The organism is Bacillus sp. FDAARGOS_1420 (assembly GCF_019344915.1).
Lineage (GTDB): Bacteria > Bacillota > Bacilli > Bacillales > Bacillaceae_G > Bacillus_A > Bacillus_A mycoides.
The window spans coordinates 3,551,277-3,569,425 of sequence record NZ_JAHWJB010000002.1; the positions used below are offsets into that span (position 1 = coordinate 3,551,277).

Here is an 18,149-nt window from a genome sequence, read left to right on the forward strand (position 1 = left end):
GAAGAGTGTTACCACTTCTCATATTCTATACTTTTTTTATTTAATGTCTTTTTACTAGTTTCGCATGTACTACTAATCTTCCCGCTTCTGGATCAAGTGCATAGTCACACGTCGAAAGTGTTACGATTTGATCACTTTCTGTCACTTTTGTATCCGTTTTGTACAGCGATTTTTCTTGAATTTTCTCCAAAAATGATGTGTATTCCTTATCACTACTAAAATCCGTTTCAATGTAATAAAAATCAGTTGTTGTTGTATACACCGAAAACACTTCAAGATCATATCCTTCAAATAATGTATCGTAATATAATTTACGATGCGACATGAAGAAATCTTCATCCAACATTTTCTTTAAACTTCCAAACATAGAACCATCTTTCATACGGTGACCATATAAAATAGTATTTCGATTTTGAGATTTCACATCATTACGATAGTCCATAAAAATGCTTCCTGCTCTCATATCTTCACCTTTGTAATTTCGAAATAAATAGTAATCATTGTCTTTTGCTTGAACGATTGGATAATTAATTTGTGTATCATCCATCGTAATCCATCCAACTATTTCTTGGTTAATTTGCTGCAGAACTTTGAACTGTTTACGTACTTCCCCGTCTTGTGATTGCTCTTCCATCGGACTTTTTTCATAAATGTTTTGTGCTTCGGCCATTACTTTACGATTTTCATAGTAATCCATGAAAATATCACCTAATTCATATACTGAATAGAAAAAGGTACCTAAAAAAACAACTGTAAGTATTCGTTGAAAAAAAGAATTCTTCTTCCTTTCTTTTTTGCTACTCAAATTATCACCTCAAAACGGATTGTTTGCATGTTTAAATACCCATTGGGACCATATACAATCCTGTATCTTCATCTTGCTTTACAACGACATCTACACCGTATATCGTCTTTATCATACTTTCTGTCACAACATCATTCGGCTTGCCTTTTGTAACAATTTCGCCGTCTTTCATAACAATGATATGATCACTATAGCGAATCGCCTGATTAATATCGTGTAATACCATAACGATTGTCAATCCTTGTGCTTCATTTAATTCTTTTACTAACTCTAATATTTCAAGTTGATAATAAATATCTAAATATGTTGTCGGTTCATCTAAAAAGAGCATTGGCGTCTTCTGAGCTAACGTCATGGCAATCCAAACACGCTGTCTTTCTCCACCAGATAAAGCATGAATTTCCTTATCACGTTTACTTAGCAAATTCGTACATGCTAAAGCCCTTTCTATTGCTTCTCTATCTTCATCAGTTTGCGAAGAAAATATATTTTTATGAGGCATACGGCCAAAGCTTGTTAATTTCTCTACCGTCATATCTGCCGGTGCTTCATTTTGTTGATGGACAACTGCTAACTTTCTAGCAAACTCTTTCGGTTTATATTGGCTAATTGCCTTCCCATCAAGTATTACCTCTCCACTACGAGGATCGTGATTTCTTGACATCACACCAAGTAATGTTGATTTCCCGCAACCGTTTGGTCCAATAATTGTTGTAATTTTACCAATCTCTATTTCACTACTAACCGACTTTAATCGATCCGTTACATTATCGTACGAAAAGGTTACATTTTTAATTTCCATGAACTTTATCACTCTTTCTAAGCAAGAATATTAAGAATGGGCCACCAATAACTGCCATAATCGTCGCTGCTGGAATTTCGTTAGGTGGCACAATTAACCTTCCAATCGTATCCGCCGTCAAAATTAATAACGCCCCTGCAAGAGCAGAAAATGGAATTAATGCTTTATGGTCTGAACCAACTAGTTGTCTTGAAATGTGCGGAACGAGTAATCCTACGAAAGCGATAACACCTGCAATTGCTGTTGATACTGCCGCTAAGAGTACTGCAATGGCAGAAATAATAAGACGAACTCTCGTCACGTGCAAGCCTAAGTTTTTTGCAGTCTTATCTTGTAGAGATAATAAGTTACACCAAGCTCCGACAAACAGTGCAAGAATAAGACCAATTGTTCCATATGTAACCATTATTTCTACATCGCCCCACGTCTTCATCGTTATGTTAGAAGTCGTCGTTTGCTTAATACTCTTAATGAAGTATCCGCAAATCGTAATGAACGATTCATTTAATCCAGTGAACATTGCATTAATAGCTATACCAACTAAAATAATGCGAAGCGGACTTAACCCTGACTTCCATGAAAATGCATAAACGAGATAACATGCAAAAGCACCACCTAAAAAGGCGAATACTGGTGTCCAGAAAAAGAATTGCGGGAATAACGTAATAATAACAAGTGTCATAAAACTTGCTCCTGAAGATATCCCGATTACCCCAGCATCAGCAAGTGGATTTTTCATAACAGCTTGAAAAAGCACGCCCGAAACAGCAAGAGCTGCTCCAGTAAATAGTGCAATAATAATACGTGGGAAACGTAAATCTTTAATCACTTCAACATCTTCATTTCCCCCTGTAAATATTCCTTGTACAAGGTCAATAATACCTACTTCTAAACTACCTTTCGTCGCTGACAACAAAGTCATAATGATGAGTAATACAGTAACAATAAAGAAACTCCAAAATTTTTTATTCATGCTAATCTTCCTTTATATTAAAATGCATCACGGATACATCATTTTTTTCAATTCATCTAGCGCTTCAGTCGCTGCTAAATTTCCTGTCGTTCCAAATAAACGCTCTTCTAAATCGTAAACACGATTATTTTTAACTGCAGCGAAGTGTTTCCAAATATCATTTGTTTTAAATTCTTTATCAAACATTTTTACAACTTCATCAGGCATACCATGTGCCGCTCGTAAAATAATGTCTGGATCAGCTTTTTTTAAATACTCTGTATTAGAAGCTAAATACTCTACTTGTTCACCTTGTACAATGTTTTTACCACCTAATTGTTTCACTAAATCTCCAATATAAGAATGCTCTGTTGCTACTAAATAACTCCCCGGTACACCTAATAAAATAAGCACTGTCGGTTCTTTCTTTCCCTTTACTGCTTTTTGAATCTCTGCAACCTTGTTATCTAACTTAGTTACAACTGCTTCAGCCTGCTTTTCACGTCCATATTGCTTACCTAAATTACTAATGGAATTTTGCATATTTTTTAAACTTGTTAGATCTAAAAAGTTTGCTTTCATACCTACACCATCAAAAACTGGCTTTAATTCATATTCAAGTGTTGTCACGGATAATACTTCTGACGGCTTTAATGATTTTACCTTTTCCATATCAGGACTCATCGGATTCCCGACTTCAGGTAAACCTTTATATCTCTTTGGTAAATCTTTCGTACTTGTTGGAACACCAACTAAATCTACTTCTAACGCATCCATAATTTCAGTAACAGCAACTGTCGTTGCAACAATTCTCTCTTTACTCTCACTCTTTACCTGTTTTGCTGCTTCTTTTTTGGGCGCCGAGCATCCAGCTACACTCACTAATAGAATGATAGCCATTAGTACACTAGCAATTTTCTTCACTCTCAATCACCACTCCTTTCCAAACAATATGAAACAAGTCTTGATGCATGCGAACATGCATCAAGACTCCAAAAATTACAATCTTCCTGCTCTATATTTACGAACTAGTAAAGCAAGTGACCCAAGCAATAGCACCATGTATAAACCTAGTTGTGCTGTATCTGCCGTTTTTGAGTTTTTCTCTTTTTTCGGATCATTTTTTTGATCTTCTTTTTTCTTCTTATCATCTGCATTTCGGTTAAAATCAGGATTATCTACTTTCGGTGTAATCACTGGATTGTTCGGATCATTTTTCGGATCTTTTTTTGGATCCTCTTTAATCGTCCCTAACGCACCAATATTATTTGTATCAAATTGAATTTGGACATCGTAGAAGTGGTGGTAGTTCATCTCATCAATGTCTACTTTCACTTTTGCATTTAATTTTTTAAATAAATCTTCTACTTCAAATTGTACTACTCGTGTATTTGCATTTTTATCTTCACTTACTACTTTTGCATCAGCAAAAAGACTATTGTTTTCTGTTTGGAATTTCGTAATCCACGCACTATTTTTCAGCGTCATCTCAATGTACTTTTTACCATCTTTAACGATTAATTTTGCTGGATTTACAGTATAGTCATGCATCTTTGAAAGTTCTTCTGTTTTGTCTTTTAACACTTTAAATGTAATATCATATTGACCATCTACTAAATTTTTCGGATCTACTTTTACTTTTGGTGTATTATTTCCACCTTGGTTATCGTTTCCACCTTGGTTGTCGTTTCCACCTTGGTTATCGTTTCCACCTTGGTTGTCGTTTCCACCTTGGTTGTCGTTTCCACCTTGGTTGTCGTTTCCACCTTGGTTGTCGTTTCCACCTTGGTTGTCGTTTCCACCTTGGTTGTCGTTTCCACCTTGGTTGTCGTTTCCACCTTGGTTGTCGTTTCCACCTTGGTTCCCTAAAGCTTTGATACTATCTTGATCAAATACAAATTGAACATCGTAGAAATGGTGATAATTCATTGAATCAATATCTACTTTTACTTTTGCATTTAATTTTTTAGACAAATCATTTACTTCTACTTCTACTACTCTTGTATTTTGCTCTTTATTTTCACTTAATACTTTTGCATTAACGAACGAGCCATTCTTCTCAAAATCAAACTTTGTAATCCATGTACTATTTGTTAATGTAAACGATACATATTTCTTACCATCTTTTACTTTCAATACACCTGGGCTTTTTGTGTATGTATTCATCATTGATATTTCATCTGTTTGATCTTTTAATACTTTAAAGCCAATGCTGTATTCACCGTCTTTAAGATCGTTTGGATCAATTGTTGTATTATTGCCTTGGTTGTCGTTTCCGCCTTGGTTGTCGTTTCCACCTTGGTTGTTGTTTCCACCTTGGTTGTCGTTTCCGCCTTGGTTGTTGTTTCCGCCTTGGTTGTTGTTTCCGCCTTGGTTGTTGTTTCCGCCTTGGTTGTTGTTTCCGCCTTGGTTGTTGTTTCCGCCTTGGTTGTTGTTTCCGCCTTGGTTGTTGTTTCCGCCTTGGTTATCTAACGGTTTAATGCTATCTTTATCAAATGCAAATTGAATATCATAGAAATGATGATAATTCATTGAATCGATGTCGACTTTTACTTTTGCGTTTAATTTTTTCGATAAATCTGCTACTTCCACTTCCACTACACGTGTATCAGCTTTCGTATCTTCACTTAATACATTCGCATCAACAAACGAACCATTTTTATCAAATTCAAACTTTGTAATCCAAGCGCTATTCGTTAATGTGAATGATACATATTTTTTACCATCTTTCACTTTTAACACGCCTGGACTCTTTGTATACGTGTTCATCATTGAAATTTCTTCTGTTTGATCTTTTAAAGCTTTGAAATTGATACTGTATTCACCATCTTTAATTGTTTCAGCATCTGGTTTTTCTACTTCTGGCTTCTCTACTTCCGGTTTCTCTACTTCTGGTTTTTCTACTTCTGGTTTCTCTACTTCTGGTTTCTCTACTTCTGGTTTTTCTACTTCTGGTTTTTCTACTTCTGGTTTCTCTTCATTTTTAATTTGTTCAAGCTTATCTTGTTCAAATAAAAGTTGCACATCATGTGTTTGCTTATAGTTTCTTGATGCCATTTCGATAAATACTTTTGTATTTAGTTTTTTAGATAAGTCGTTTACTTCAAACTCTACTACTCTTGTATCTTTTTCTTTATCTTCACTCACTACTTTTGCATCAACAAACGCACCATCTTTTTCCGTTTGGAAATTTTTAATTAATGAGCTACTTTTTAGTGTTACAATTGCTTTTTTCTTACCATTTTCTACTTTTAATACCCCTGGATTTACCATGTAAGTATTCATCTTAGATTCTTCATCTGTTTGATCTTTTAACACTTTAAACGGAACGCTGTACTCACCATCTTTAATTGTTTCAGTATCTGGTTTTTCTACTTCCGGTTGTTTCTCTTCATTTTTAATTTGTTCAAGTTTATCTTGTTCAAATAAAAGTTGTACATTATGTGTTTGCTTGTAGCCTTGTGATGCCACTTCAATAAATACTTTTGTATTTAGTTTTTTAGATAAATCGTCTACTTCAAATTCTACTACTCTTGTATCTTTTTCTTTATCTTCACTCACTACTTTTGCATCAGCAAATGCGCCATCTTTTTCCGTTTGGAAATTTTTAATTAATGAGCTATTTTTTAACGTTACAATTGCTTTTTTCTTACCGTTTTCTACTTTTAATATCCCTGGATTTACCATGTAAGTATTCATCTTAGATTCTTCATCTGTTTGATCTTTTAACACTTTAAATGGAATGCTGTACTCTCCATCTTTAATTGTGTTAGAATTTGGTTGTTGATCTGGGTCAGGCTTTTGGTCGGGCTTCTGACTCGGATCCGGATTTTCATTTGGATCTGGCTTATTAGCTGGGTCCTCTTTTTCATTTGGTTGTTCTACATGAATCGGTGTAATACTATTTTGATCAAATGCAATACGCACATCATAGTCATGATGATAATTTAAAAAATCAATGTCTACTTTTACTTTCGCATTTAATACCTTCTCTACATCGTCCACATCAAATTCTACGACTCTTGTATCTTTTTCTTGATTTTCACTAATTACATTTGTCGCAACAAACTGACCACTTTTTTCCGTTTCAAACTTTGTAATCCATGAACTATGTTCTAACGTAAAGGATACTTTCTTTTTCCCATTCTTCACTTTTAAAGTTCCTGGACTTACAGAGTATTGATTCATCATGGATTCTTCATCTGATGTGTCTTTAAGAACTTTGAAACCGATTGAATATTCACCGTCAGCTAGTTGACTAGCAGCTTGAACTGCAAGAGGTTGTAGCGTTGATACGAATGTGAAAATCGTTAGAAACATTGCAACAACAATTTTAAAATACCTGTTCAATAGAATGACTCTCCTTTTTAAAAAATTTCCAATTATTTAATGCTGTTCCCATCAAATACAAAACGAATATCATATGAAGCGTTATAATTAATAATTGGGATGTTAATTTTCACCTTTCCTTTTAGTTTTTCTGACAAGTCAGCAACTTCAAATTCTACTACTCTAGTATTCTCTTTTTTGTTTTCACTTAAGACTGTTGTTTCTAAAAATTGACCATCTTTTTCTACTTGGAAACTTTTAATAGAAACACTATCTTTCACTTTCAATGAAACGTATTGTTTTCCATTTTTAACTGTTAATGTTGCTGGACTTTCAAAATAACTATTCATTCTAGATGATTCATCTTTATCGCCTTTCCATACAGTAAAAGCAATATTATATTTTCCATCAGCTAGTTGTGTAGCAGCTTTTGCATCTTGTAACCCTAGTGTTGCTATAAACGTAAATAAGACAGCAAATACGGCAATAATCATTTTAAATTGTTTAAACATATATTCATCGCCCTTCCAAAGATTTATTTACCTAACTTCACTTTACGAATTAAGAAAACACCTGAAATAAGAAGTAATGCTGCAAATAATCCGATACGTGCTTCATCACTTGTTTTTGGGTTATCTGTTTTTTCAGCTTTCCCACTTTCATTTGTTCCTTTATTTACATCTTTGTTTGTTTCTTTGCTCTCTTCTTTCTTCACTTCTTCTTTTGCCTGTGTATTTTTTTGAGTTTGATCTTCATTTTTTGTTGCAGCAGTTGCCTTATTCTCTCCACCTACTGCTTTTACATTTGCATCAAACGCAAAGCGAATTGTGTAGTTATGGTCATAATTTACGTTCGGTACAACAACATGAATTTTTACAGCTGCTGGTTTAGATAAGTCGTCTATTTTAAACTCTACAGTTCTTTTATCTGCAGATTCATCTTTACTAACAACTTTTGCATCAACAAAGTTCCCGTTCTCTGGTGCTTTAAATTCTGTAATCCAAGCACTATGATTCATAGGAATTTGTACTCTCATCTCACCATTTTTTACAATTAACTTAGCTGGTTTTTCAAAATAATCATTTGCCATTGAAGCTGAATCATTTTCTGCTTTTTGTATGACATAGTTAATATCGTAAGTACCGTCAGCTACATTTGCCGAAGCTTGTCCGAATGGCACTACGAGAAAAGCTAGCATACATACGAATGTCATAATAAAAGCGGGTAATACCGAAAACTTTCTCATTTACCTTACTGCCTCCTTGTTTTTCTTTTTTAAAAATGATAATTATTCTCAATATATAAGAAAAAAATAATCTTTCTATCTCTATTTTATAACGAGTAACACTATGTAGTTAGAAATATATTGATTATCATTCTCATTGGTAGACAAAAAAATAATCCCACCAATTTTTCCTATAAGAATAAACATAAAACTCTTTCATCATTTTATTGATTATCATTCTCAACGAATTTCAAAAAAAATAAACCGCCTAATTCTATCGTTCTATCACCTCTTCTTACAAAAATGATATAGTCATAGAAAACCTCTTCCCTTCCAATATTTCCACAACTAAGTCAATCTTAGCCTACTGGTAATTTTTTTGTCAACTATATTACGTATAAAATTTTTAATATCTGAATTCTTCTATATATAATTTTTCTACAAAAAAAGAGGCTTTCTTTTAAAGAAAGCCTCTTTCCCTTATTTTTCTACAGCAATTTCTTGCTTTTGAAATAAAGAAACTACATATCCAATTGCAATTCCAATGATACCCGGAACTAACCAACCAATCCCTACACTATATAATGGAATTTTATCTAAAATAGGAGCAAGGGCCGCTACTTGAAGATTTGCATTATGCAATCCATCAAAGAAGCTAATTGCAAATGCGCCTACAATACCGCCTACATACATAGCTAATGGAAGACGAATATAGTTTTCAACAAGTGATAATACAATCAGTACGATACCAATTGGGTAAATTGCGATTAAGATTGGTAATGCTAATGCGTTTAACTGAGTTAAACCAAGATTTGCTACCATAAATGCTAATACAGAGAAAATGAAAATGACTTTTTGATAAGAAAGCTTTGGTAATATCGAAGAAAAATATTCTCCACAAGCTGCTACAATACCGACAGAAGTTGTTAAGCATGCTGCTGTAATTGCGATACCTAGTAATAATGTTCCGTAGCTACCAAATAAATGATTCACGACGTTTGTTAAAATAATTCCACCGTTTGCTCCCATTCCAAGTGAAACACTAGAAGCTCCAAGGTAAGCAAGTGCTAAATAAACAAGAAGTAAGCCAAGTGCTGCAATAAATCCTGCAAAGATTGTTACTTTCGCAATACTGTTCTTATTTGTAATGCCTTTTGCTTTTAAAGCATTGATCACAACATTTCCGAAAACAAGTGCTGCAAGTCCATCTAAAGTTAAATATCCATCAATAAAACCTTTAAAGAGCGGGGCACTATACGCTTCTGTAGGGGCACCAAACTCTCCCATTGGAGTCATAATTGCTTTCGCTACAATAATTGCAATAACAGCTAATAAAATTGGAGTTAACACTTTACCAATGCGCCCGACTAATTTCGATGGGTTTAATGCTAAATAGAAAGTTACTGCAAAGAAAATAAATGTAAAGATAACAAGTGGATAGGATTGACCAGCTATCTCACTTGGTAAAAACGGTGCAACACTCATTTCATAAGCAACAGTCCCTGTACGTGGCACACTAACAAATACGCCTAAACATAAATAAATTGCAGTAATGAAAATTAGCGCGAATACAGGATGTACACGTCCTGCTAATTCATTAATATCTCCCTTTAGAGCTATAACAATAACTCCTAATAAAGGCAGTCCTACACCTGTTACGATAAAGCCAAATAACGCGATCCATACATCTGTTCCAGCACCTTGCCCTAACGCTGGTGGGAAAATCATATTACCGGCACCGAAAAACAGTGCAAATAACATTAAGCTTATTGCAAACATCTCAGAAAACTTTAAAGATGACTTCATTTCTACTACCTCCTAATTATTTCATTGACAAAATATTCTGAATTAAAATCCGTCACATATCCTCTTTCAAGCATACTTCCCCGTAAAAGAACGCAAAAAACACCCGTCCCTAACAAAGGGACGAGTGTTGAAATCGTGGTTCCACCCTTATTCTAATAAAATGAATTTATAACGAAATAAGCTCATTTTATAGCTCGTGTAAATTGATAACGGTTTTATCCGCCAAGAATTACAATGCATCTGCAGTTCACTCTTGAAGTTTAGAGGTGGTAAGTTTGTCTTTCCGTATTAGGAAGCTCACAGCCTAAGGCTTCCCTCTCTGAGAATCGTCAAAAACAACTCATGTCCTCATCATTACTTTTATAAAATATGTTGTCGAAACTTGTTGTTTTTTATTATATGGGCTATTTTTTAAAAAATCAATAGTTTTATTTTTTCTGACAAAAAAATATAGGGAGAAAACTTTCCTCCCTATAACTGCCCTATTAATATTTCTAATTCCTCAGGTGTAATGTCTCGCCATTTTCCAGCTTCAAGCTCATTTAGCTCTATATTCATAATGCGCACTCGCTTTAGCTTTGTTACAGTAAATCCGAAAGCACGACTCATTCTACGAATTTGCCTATTCATTCCTTGCGTTAAAACGATGCGGAATGTAGACTGATTAACTCTCGTCACTTTACATGGCTTCGTCATTCCATCTTTAATCTTTACACCGCTGGACATCTCATCAATAAACCAATCTGTAAACGGCTTATCAACAGTGACAACATATTCTTTCTCATGCTCATGATCACCGTGCAAAATTTGATTCGCAATCGCACCGTCATTCGTTAATAAGATGAGTCCTTCCGATGCTTTATCTAATCGTCCAACAGGAAAGATTCGTTCTGGATAATCGATATAATCAATAATGTTTCCTTCAATATGTTCGGCTGCTGTACAAGTAATTCCGACTGGTTTATGGAAGGCAATATACACCTTTTCTTTCTCTTCTTTTGCAATAACTTGCCCATCAATCGTTACAATATCACCTTCATTAACGAGTGCACCGTGCGTACATACTTCACCGTTAATACAGGCACGTCCTGCTTTAATGAGACGGTCTGTTTCACGTCTTGAGCAGGATTTTGCTTCGCTTATGTATTGGTTGATTTTCATGTTTTATTCCTTTTCTTATAGATTAAAAGCGCCAATCCATGGCAATATCATTATGCCAAGATTGACGCTCCTTTACTTCGCAAAAACAACTAAATAAATAACCCCAATTACCAAAAATATTCCGCAACAAGCTAACAATACTTTTGCAAGTTTGTCCATAAACATATAATGGTTTCCCCTTTTGTTTGGTTGTTTGCTATTTTAATTCGACAACTGTTACGCCTAGGCCTCCCTCGCCCATGTCACCGTAGCGGTAGGTTTTCACGCCGCGATGTTTCTTCAAGTAATCTTGTACACCTTGGCGAAGCGCTCCTGTTCCTTTACCGTGAATAATTGATACACGAGGATAGCTTGCAAGCTGTGCATCGTCTAAATATTTTTCAACGCGCATCATTGCATCTTCATAACGTTCGCCGCGAAGGTCTAGCTCTAACGACACGTGATAATCTCTACCCTTCACACTTGCGACTGCTTTTTTCTCAGTTTGCTTCGGTGTATTAATGTATTCCATATTGGATTCTTTCACTTTCATCTTCAGAATACCAATTTGTACGCTCCACTCTGTATCACTTACTTTTTCAAGCAATTGACCTTTTTGACCGAACGTTAACACTTTTACTTCATCACCTGATCGTAATTGTTGTTTCGGCGCTGTGTTTTTCACGTTTACTTTTTGTTTCTTCACAAGCTCTGGCGCCGCACCTTCTAGACGGCTCTTCGCTTCAATAAGCTCATGGTCTTTCACGTTTATAAGCTGTGCTTTACGCAATTGACGAAGTTCTTGAATAATGCCTTCTGCTTCTTGCTTTGCAGCTTCGACTTTTTCTTCCCCTTCTTTTTGCGCTTTTAATAATTTTTCATCGCGCTCATCGTTAAATTCAATAATTTGACGTTGTAATTCACGATGAAGTTTTTCAGATTGCTTACGATATTCTTCCGCTTCTTTTCGTTCGCGCTCTGCATTTTTTTGGCTTTCTTCTAGCTTTGCAATCATATTTTCGATTTTGTTCGTATCTGTACTAATATGGTTACGAGCGCGATCAATAACTCGATCAGACAAACCAAGACGCTTCGAAATTTCAAAGGCGTTACTACGTCCTGGTACACCGATTAATAATTTGTACGTTGGGCTTAATGTATTCACATCGAACTCAACGCTCGCATTAATAACTTGCTCACGATTGTATCCATATGCTTTTAATTCTGGGTAATGCGTCGTTGCAACAACGCGAGCACCACGGTTACATACTTCATCTAAAATAGAAATCGCTAGTGCAGCCCCTTCTTGCGGATCTGTCCCAGCACCTAATTCATCAAATAGGACTAAACTTTCAAAATCAGCTTTTTCTAAAATATCTACAATGTTTACCATATGAGAAGAGAATGTACTTAAATTTTGTTCAATCGATTGCTCATCACCGATATCAGCAAAGATGTTTTTAAATACACATATCTCTGATTCATCCATTACTGGGATATGAAGACCAGATTGCGCCATTAAGACACAAATACCGACTGTTTTAAGTGTAACTGTTTTACCACCTGTATTCGGTCCTGTAATAACGATTGTTGTAAAGTCTTTACCAAGCATAATGTTATTTGGCACGATAATTTCCGGATCAATAAGCGGATGGCGTGCTTGTTTTAAATCCATGTAGCGTTCATTATTTACGATTGGCTTCGTCGCTTTAATTCGCTTCGCATAAAGAGCTTTCGCAAAAATAAAATCAAGATTTGCAACTACTTCTACGTTTGATAAAACGATATCAGCTTCCACTGCTACTTCTTCCGTTAACATCATTAAAATGCGTTCTACTTCTTGTTTTTCTTTCACACGTGCTTCTTGAAGTGCGTTATTTAATTCCACGATTACTTGCGGTTCGATAAATAATGTTTGTCCAGAAGCAGATTGATCGTGAACAATACCACCATATACGCCGCGGTATTCTTGTTTTACCGGGATTACGTAGCGTTCGTTACGAATCGTTACAATTGCATCTGATAACATTTTTTGCGCGTTTGAAGAACGCGTCATGTTTTCTAATTTCTCACGAATACGGCTTTCCGCAGTACGAATTTGATTACGAATACCACGCAATTTGTCACTTGCGCTATCGACTACTTCACCGCCGTCACCAATACAATTTGTAATCTTCTTTTCTAAATCATATAAAGACACAATTTGCGCGACATGTGTTTCTAAAATTGGAAGCTCAACACCGTTGTCAATCATATCGTCAATGAAACGTTTCATTTGGCGACTACCGTACATCGTACTTGCGATTTCAATTAATTCATGAGGACTTAACATACTTCCAATTTTCGCACGCTTAATATTTGCACGAATATCAGAAATCCCTCCAAGTGGTACATGTCCTTTTAAACGGATGACTTTCGCTGCCTCATCCGTTGTTTCTTGCAATTCCACAATTTCTTCAAAATCTGTGCTTGGCACTAAATTCTTCACTTTATCACGACCAAGTGAAGATGCTGTATGTTCAAGTAATTGTTCTTTTACTTTATTGTATTCTAATACACGCAACGTTCGTTCTAACATGTTGCAGGTCCCCCCTGTATTACTTATTACGTTTAATATAGTCTAATAAACGTTCAATATCCCATGTGTTAATCACGTTATCTTTTTGAATCCAACCTTTACGCGCTGCTGCTACACCTGTTTCCATATCTTCTAACATTTCAAGTGTATGGGCATCCGTATTAATCGCTACTTTTACACCAGCATCTTGTGCTTGTTTTAATAATTTCGCGCTTAAATCTAGACGGTTTGGATTTGCATTTAATTCTAAAACTGTATTTGTTTCTTTTGCGAGCTGGATTAATAAATCTGTATCTACATCGTAACCCTCACGGCGCCCAAGAAGACGTCCTGTCGGATGGGCAATCATTGTGACATGCTTATTCTCAAGTGCAGTGCGAAGACGCTTCATAATCGTTTCACGGTCTTGTGAGAAGCTAGAGTGAATAGCTCCAATGACATAATCTAGTTCTGCTAATACTTCATCGTCAAAATCAAGTGTCGCATCTGGTAAAATGTCCATTTCAATCCCGCGCAAAATTGTAATGTCTGGATACTTTTCATTCATACGTTCAATTTCTTTCGCTTGTTCACGAAGACGCTCTTTCGTTAAACCGTTTGCTACTTTCAAGTATTGCGAGTGATCAGTAATTGCCATAAATTTATATCCACGAGCGCGGCACGCTTGCACCATTTCTTCAATTGAAAAAGCACCGTCACTCCACGTTGTATGCATATGTAAATCACCCTGTATATCAGAGAACTGAATTAAGTTGGGATACTCTTTAATTAATTCAATTTCTTTTCCATCTTCACGCACTTCTGGTGGGATGAATGGAAGGCCAAAGTGGGCGAAGAATGCTTCTTCTGTTTCGAATGTTTTCACTTCACCTGTCTCTAAGATTTCCACACCGTATTCACTAATTTTCTCGCCTCTATCTTTCGCAATTTGGCGCATTTTTACGTTATGGTCTTTTGATCCTGTGAAATGGTGAAGAGTTGTAATAAATTCTTCTGGTTTTACTAAGCGGAAGTCAATTGAAATATCATATTCATATTGAAGACGAACAGATACTTTCGTATCTCCACTTGCAATCACTTCAATCATATTATCAAATTGTAGTAAATGTTCACGCACTACTGCTGGCTCTGTCGTTGCAATGATGAAATCTAAGTCCTTCACTGTCTCACGAACACGGCGTAAACTACCAGCGCGTGAGAAACGAATTATTTCAGCAACATTCGACAATTTCTCCTCTATTTCCCCGGCAATAGGCAATACCATCGCAATTGGTAAACGCTCTGGACGAGAGCCTACTTGATCAATTGCTTCTAATATTTTCTCTTCTGTTTTCTTACCGAATCCAGCTAAAGCTTGTACTTTATTTTCTTCACAAACAGCTTTTAACGTTTCCATATCAACAACACCAAGTTCTTTGTATAACTTGGCCACCTTCTTACCACCAAGGCCTGGTAGTTTTAATAGTGGTAATAAACTGCTTGGTACTTCTTTTTCAAGTTCTTGTAGTACTTCAGATGTTCCCGATTCTATATATTCTTGAATAACTGCTGCTGTTCCTTTTCCGATACCTGGAATCTTTGTGAAATCTTCAATTTCAGAAAGACTACGGTCATCACTTTCTAGTGCTGCCGCCGCTTTACGGAATGCAGATATTTTAAATGGATTCGCGCCCTTTAGTTCCATAAATAGGCCGATTGTCTCTAGTAATTTGATAACTTGTTTTTTATTCACTTTCATCATTGCCCCGCCTTTCTTTCATAGAAAAAAACTTCTCTTTCCGAAAAAAGAGAAGTTACACTCTGCTACCTGTCTGCCATAGTTCCTTCACCTTTTCAGAAAGAATCGGTGTATCGTCTACAATTATTTTGCTAATTGATGATTTTTGTAATGGTGTTTGTATTTGTTCAATTGGAAGAATTGTTCCAACAATAATTAAGACAAACAGAATGATATACACTTCTAAAAAGCCAAGAAGTGCCCCAGCAACCGCATTGACTTGCTTTAAAACTGGGATTTCTGCAAACATATTCAGTAAATTACCAAGTAGTGAAAGTGCGATTTTTGTAATAATAAATAATACAATAAACGCAATTGCTTGATAGAAGACACCCTCAATATTATTCGCATCTATCCATTCTGGAACAGATACATTCTTATCGAATGGATACGGAATAAATTTCGCAAGCGTTGGCGCTAAATCTTTACAGTACCAGTATGCAACGAGGTATGCGATAATAAAGCTTGTTAACTTTACAAGTTGCAAAATAAATCCTCTGCGTAAACCGAGGAAAAATCCCATAACAAGCAATAAAATGATAATAATATCAATCATGTTTATTCCATTCCTTTTTGTGTCATACTTTCTTTCAACTTCTCATGTTCTTCTTTTAATTTTATGTAATCGTGTATGACGTTTACCGCCGTCAATACCGCTAGTCTACTCGTATCAAGCGAAGGATTCTTGGCATTGAGTTCGCGCATTTTATCATCCACAATCGCTGCTACCATGCGGATATGACTTGTACTTTCATCGCCAACAACTGAATACTGTTGGCCATATATTTCTACATTAATTCGACTTTTATTTCCCTTTTGTTGTGACAACTCACCGGCCTCCAATCACGTACAGAATCCTAAAGTTTATCATACCATGAACCATCATAATATGGAAACAGAAAGAACAATCCGATATGATAAAAATAACAACATAAAAAAGGAGCGACCATTTTGTCAAATTCTATCGTAATACAAACAAGTTCTACAGTAATTGAAGACATGAAACAACAATACAAACAAGCACTTAGCCCCAAAATTCCGCAAGGCGGTATCTTTATGGCAAAGGTTCCATCTTGCACAATTACAGCTTATAAATCAGGGAAAGTAATGTTTCAAGGTGGACGTGCTGAAGCAGAGGCTTCTCGTTGGCAAACTGTCTCTCAAACACCAAAATCCGCTGTAAAAAAATCGGTCAATTCGCATCAATATGCACCACCTTCTTCTATTGGTACAATGTCGATTTTAGGGTCCGATGAAGTAGGTACTGGAGATTTCTTTGGACCGATGACAGTTGTTGCTGTATATGTGGATGCGAAGCAAATTCCACTTTTAAAAGAACTCGGTGTAAAAGACTCCAAAAACTTAAATGATGCTCAAATTGCTGAGATTGCCAAACAACTCCTTCACGTTGTTCCTTACAGCTCCCTCGTTCTTCATAATGAAAAATATAACGAGCTATTTGATAAAGGAAACAACCAAGGTAAACTAAAAGCTTTACTGCATAACAAAGCCATCACAAACTTATTGGCAAAAATCGCGCCTACAAAACCAGAAGGCATCTTAATCGACCAATTTACACAGCCTGATACATACTATAAATATTTAGCGAAACAAAAACAGGTACAGCGTGAAAATGTTTACTTCGCTACAAAAGGTGAAAGTGTCCATTTAGCAGTAGCCGCCGCTTCCATTTTAGCTCGTTACTCATTCGTAAAACAATTTGACGAACTAAGCAAAAAAGCTGGTATGCAACTTCCGAAAGGTGCTGGTAAACAAGTTGATATTGCCGCTGCTAAATTAATTCAAAAAGTCGGTAAAGAAAGACTACCTGAATTTGTGAAAGTGCATTTTGCTAATACAGAGAAGGCGTTTCGCTTATTAAAATAGTATCGACAAAAACAGGAGCCTACAAACTCCTGTTTTTTGTTTCGCTTTAGTCCACTCTACTATCACCTATGTATTTTTGTTATAATTAAAATATACATATTTTTCAAACATATGAGTTCCTATGACTACTTCTACAAATGATTCTAAATATTTTACTAGGTGATCCACACGAAAGACAGTTCGAAATTAGAGAAAACATTCAGCTACTAAGTGAACAACCAGTGTTCAACGATTTAATAGAGCGCTATGGCCGATCTTTCTTATTAAACTTTCGGATTCGAAGATTTAGCGTGAAACACGTTGCCCGCTTATTAATACATAATCCAGTAAAGCTACAATACTTCTGTGAGGAACTTGAATTTATGATTAAAAGAAGAGGATTGTTTAAATAAGGAGAGAATTCATATGAACTCTGAAAAGGTTAAAAAGTTATTATATGTTTTCGTACACCTCGTAGGCCCGCTTTCTTACCTCATTATCTCTACCATTTGGGGAGCTTTTTTCACTTCCAAATCTACATTCGAAAATATATCTGATAACCTTTGTGTGATGGCCATCTATTACGTGTTTTTAAGCTTACTGTGGTTTTTCTATTTAGGTCGATTAGACAAAGACGTGGATAAGATTACACAAGAGATTCATAACAACAAGATGTAATACATATAAAAAAGGAGAGCCGCCAAGACTCTCCTTTTTGTGTTAGCTTCGTTTCTGCTTCTTATTTGATGAAGGTACTTTATGAGAACCGGTTTCATGCGTTGTTGTTCCTTGTCCTTCCACCTCTGGAGAACCTAGGACTGATCTAGAATGATCTGTTTTCACTTTCTTACTCATTACAATCACCCCCA

General features: G+C 35.7%; 17 protein-coding genes and 1 other annotated feature. Of the genes, 3 read left to right on the top strand and 14 right to left on the bottom strand.

Annotated elements, in window-relative coordinates; all coding sequences use genetic code 11:
• Positions 1 to 40: 40 nt before the first annotated feature.
• The 13 genes from srtB to zapA form a co-directional block, all read right to left on the bottom strand.
• A complete protein-coding gene (gene srtB / locus I6L50_RS28460; RefSeq protein WP_219303630.1) occupies positions 41 to 805 on the bottom strand; it encodes a class B sortase in 765 nt (254 codons plus the stop codon).
• Between the two features lie 31 nt (positions 806 to 836).
• On the bottom strand, positions 837 to 1,607 hold the full coding sequence (locus tag I6L50_RS28465; protein ID WP_002088890.1) for an ABC transporter ATP-binding protein: 771 nt from the start codon (positions 1,605 to 1,607) through the stop codon (positions 837 to 839).
• On the bottom strand, positions 1,597 to 2,580 hold the full coding sequence (locus tag I6L50_RS28470) for a FecCD family ABC transporter permease (protein WP_113935698.1): 984 nt from the start codon (positions 2,578 to 2,580) through the stop codon (positions 1,597 to 1,599). The genes I6L50_RS28465 and I6L50_RS28470 overlap by 11 nt, the downstream gene beginning before the upstream one ends.
• A gap of 27 nt (positions 2,581 to 2,607) precedes the next feature.
• Positions 2,608 to 3,489 (bottom strand): heme ABC transporter substrate-binding protein IsdE, encoded by an 882-nt coding sequence (gene isdE, locus I6L50_RS28475; RefSeq protein WP_113935699.1) that lies wholly within the window; start codon positions 3,487 to 3,489, stop codon positions 2,608 to 2,610.
• 69 nt (positions 3,490 to 3,558) lie between these two features.
• Positions 3,559 to 6,909 carry an NEAT domain-containing protein gene (locus I6L50_RS28480; protein ID WP_219303631.1) on the bottom strand — a complete coding sequence of 1,117 codons (3,351 nt, stop codon included), beginning with the start codon at positions 6,907 to 6,909 and terminating at the stop codon, positions 3,559 to 3,561.
• Between the two features lie 32 nt (positions 6,910 to 6,941).
• Entirely contained in the window at positions 6,942 to 7,400 is a 459-nt protein-coding gene (locus tag I6L50_RS28485; RefSeq protein ID WP_002067448.1) for an NEAT domain-containing protein, read from the bottom strand.
• Positions 7,401 to 7,423: 23 nt separating this feature from the next.
• Complete coding sequence (isdC, locus tag I6L50_RS28490; protein WP_219303632.1) at positions 7,424 to 8,134, bottom strand: heme uptake protein IsdC; 711 nt, start codon at positions 8,132 to 8,134, stop codon at positions 7,424 to 7,426.
• Positions 8,135 to 8,593: 459 nt separating this feature from the next.
• A complete protein-coding gene (gene brnQ6, locus I6L50_RS28495) occupies positions 8,594 to 9,919 on the bottom strand; it encodes a branched-chain amino acid transport system II carrier protein BrnQ6 (RefSeq protein WP_219303633.1) in 1,326 nt (441 codons plus the stop codon).
• A 113-nt stretch (positions 9,920 to 10,032) separates the two neighbouring features.
• Positions 10,033 to 10,283: a binding site (T-box leader), on the bottom strand.
• A 107-nt stretch (positions 10,284 to 10,390) separates the two neighbouring features.
• Positions 10,391 to 11,080, bottom strand: a complete 690-nt coding sequence (locus tag I6L50_RS28500) for a 23S rRNA pseudouridine(2604) synthase RluF (protein ID WP_219303634.1) — start codon at positions 11,078 to 11,080, stop codon at positions 10,391 to 10,393.
• A gap of 196 nt (positions 11,081 to 11,276) precedes the next feature.
• Positions 11,277 to 13,637: an endonuclease MutS2 gene (locus I6L50_RS28505; RefSeq protein ID WP_219303635.1), complete on the bottom strand. Its 2,361-nt coding sequence runs from the start codon at positions 13,635 to 13,637 to the stop codon at positions 11,277 to 11,279.
• Positions 13,638 to 13,656: 19 nt separating this feature from the next.
• Positions 13,657 to 15,375 (bottom strand): DNA polymerase/3'-5' exonuclease PolX, encoded by a 1,719-nt coding sequence (gene polX / locus I6L50_RS28510; RefSeq protein WP_002088901.1) that lies wholly within the window; start codon positions 15,373 to 15,375, stop codon positions 13,657 to 13,659.
• Between the two features lie 55 nt (positions 15,376 to 15,430).
• Positions 15,431 to 15,970, bottom strand: a complete 540-nt coding sequence (locus tag I6L50_RS28515) for a CvpA family protein (protein WP_002034246.1) — start codon at positions 15,968 to 15,970, stop codon at positions 15,431 to 15,433.
• 2 nt (positions 15,971 to 15,972) lie between these two features.
• Positions 15,973 to 16,242, bottom strand: coding sequence for a cell division protein ZapA (gene zapA / locus I6L50_RS28520; RefSeq protein WP_002088902.1), 270 nt, complete (start codon positions 16,240 to 16,242; stop codon positions 15,973 to 15,975).
• 123 nt (positions 16,243 to 16,365) lie between these two features.
• On the opposite strand from zapA, the gene rnhC reads away from it, so the two are divergent.
• The 3 genes from rnhC (at position 16,366) to I6L50_RS28535 (ending at position 17,958) form a co-directional block, all read left to right on the top strand.
• Positions 16,366 to 17,301: a ribonuclease HIII gene (gene rnhC, locus I6L50_RS28525; RefSeq protein WP_215560012.1), complete on the top strand. Its 936-nt coding sequence runs from the start codon at positions 16,366 to 16,368 to the stop codon at positions 17,299 to 17,301.
• Positions 17,302 to 17,438: 137 nt separating this feature from the next.
• Entirely contained in the window at positions 17,439 to 17,693 is a 255-nt protein-coding gene (locus I6L50_RS28530) for a hypothetical protein (protein ID WP_219303636.1), read from the top strand.
• Between the two features lie 13 nt (positions 17,694 to 17,706).
• Complete coding sequence (locus I6L50_RS28535; RefSeq protein ID WP_002138566.1) at positions 17,707 to 17,958, top strand: hypothetical protein; 252 nt, start codon at positions 17,707 to 17,709, stop codon at positions 17,956 to 17,958.
• A gap of 42 nt (positions 17,959 to 18,000) precedes the next feature.
• Here I6L50_RS28535 and I6L50_RS28540 read toward each other — a convergent pair whose 3' ends face one another.
• Complete coding sequence (locus I6L50_RS28540) at positions 18,001 to 18,135, bottom strand: YuzL family protein (protein WP_002138569.1); 135 nt, start codon at positions 18,133 to 18,135, stop codon at positions 18,001 to 18,003.
• Between the last annotated feature and the right edge of the window lie 14 nt (positions 18,136 to 18,149).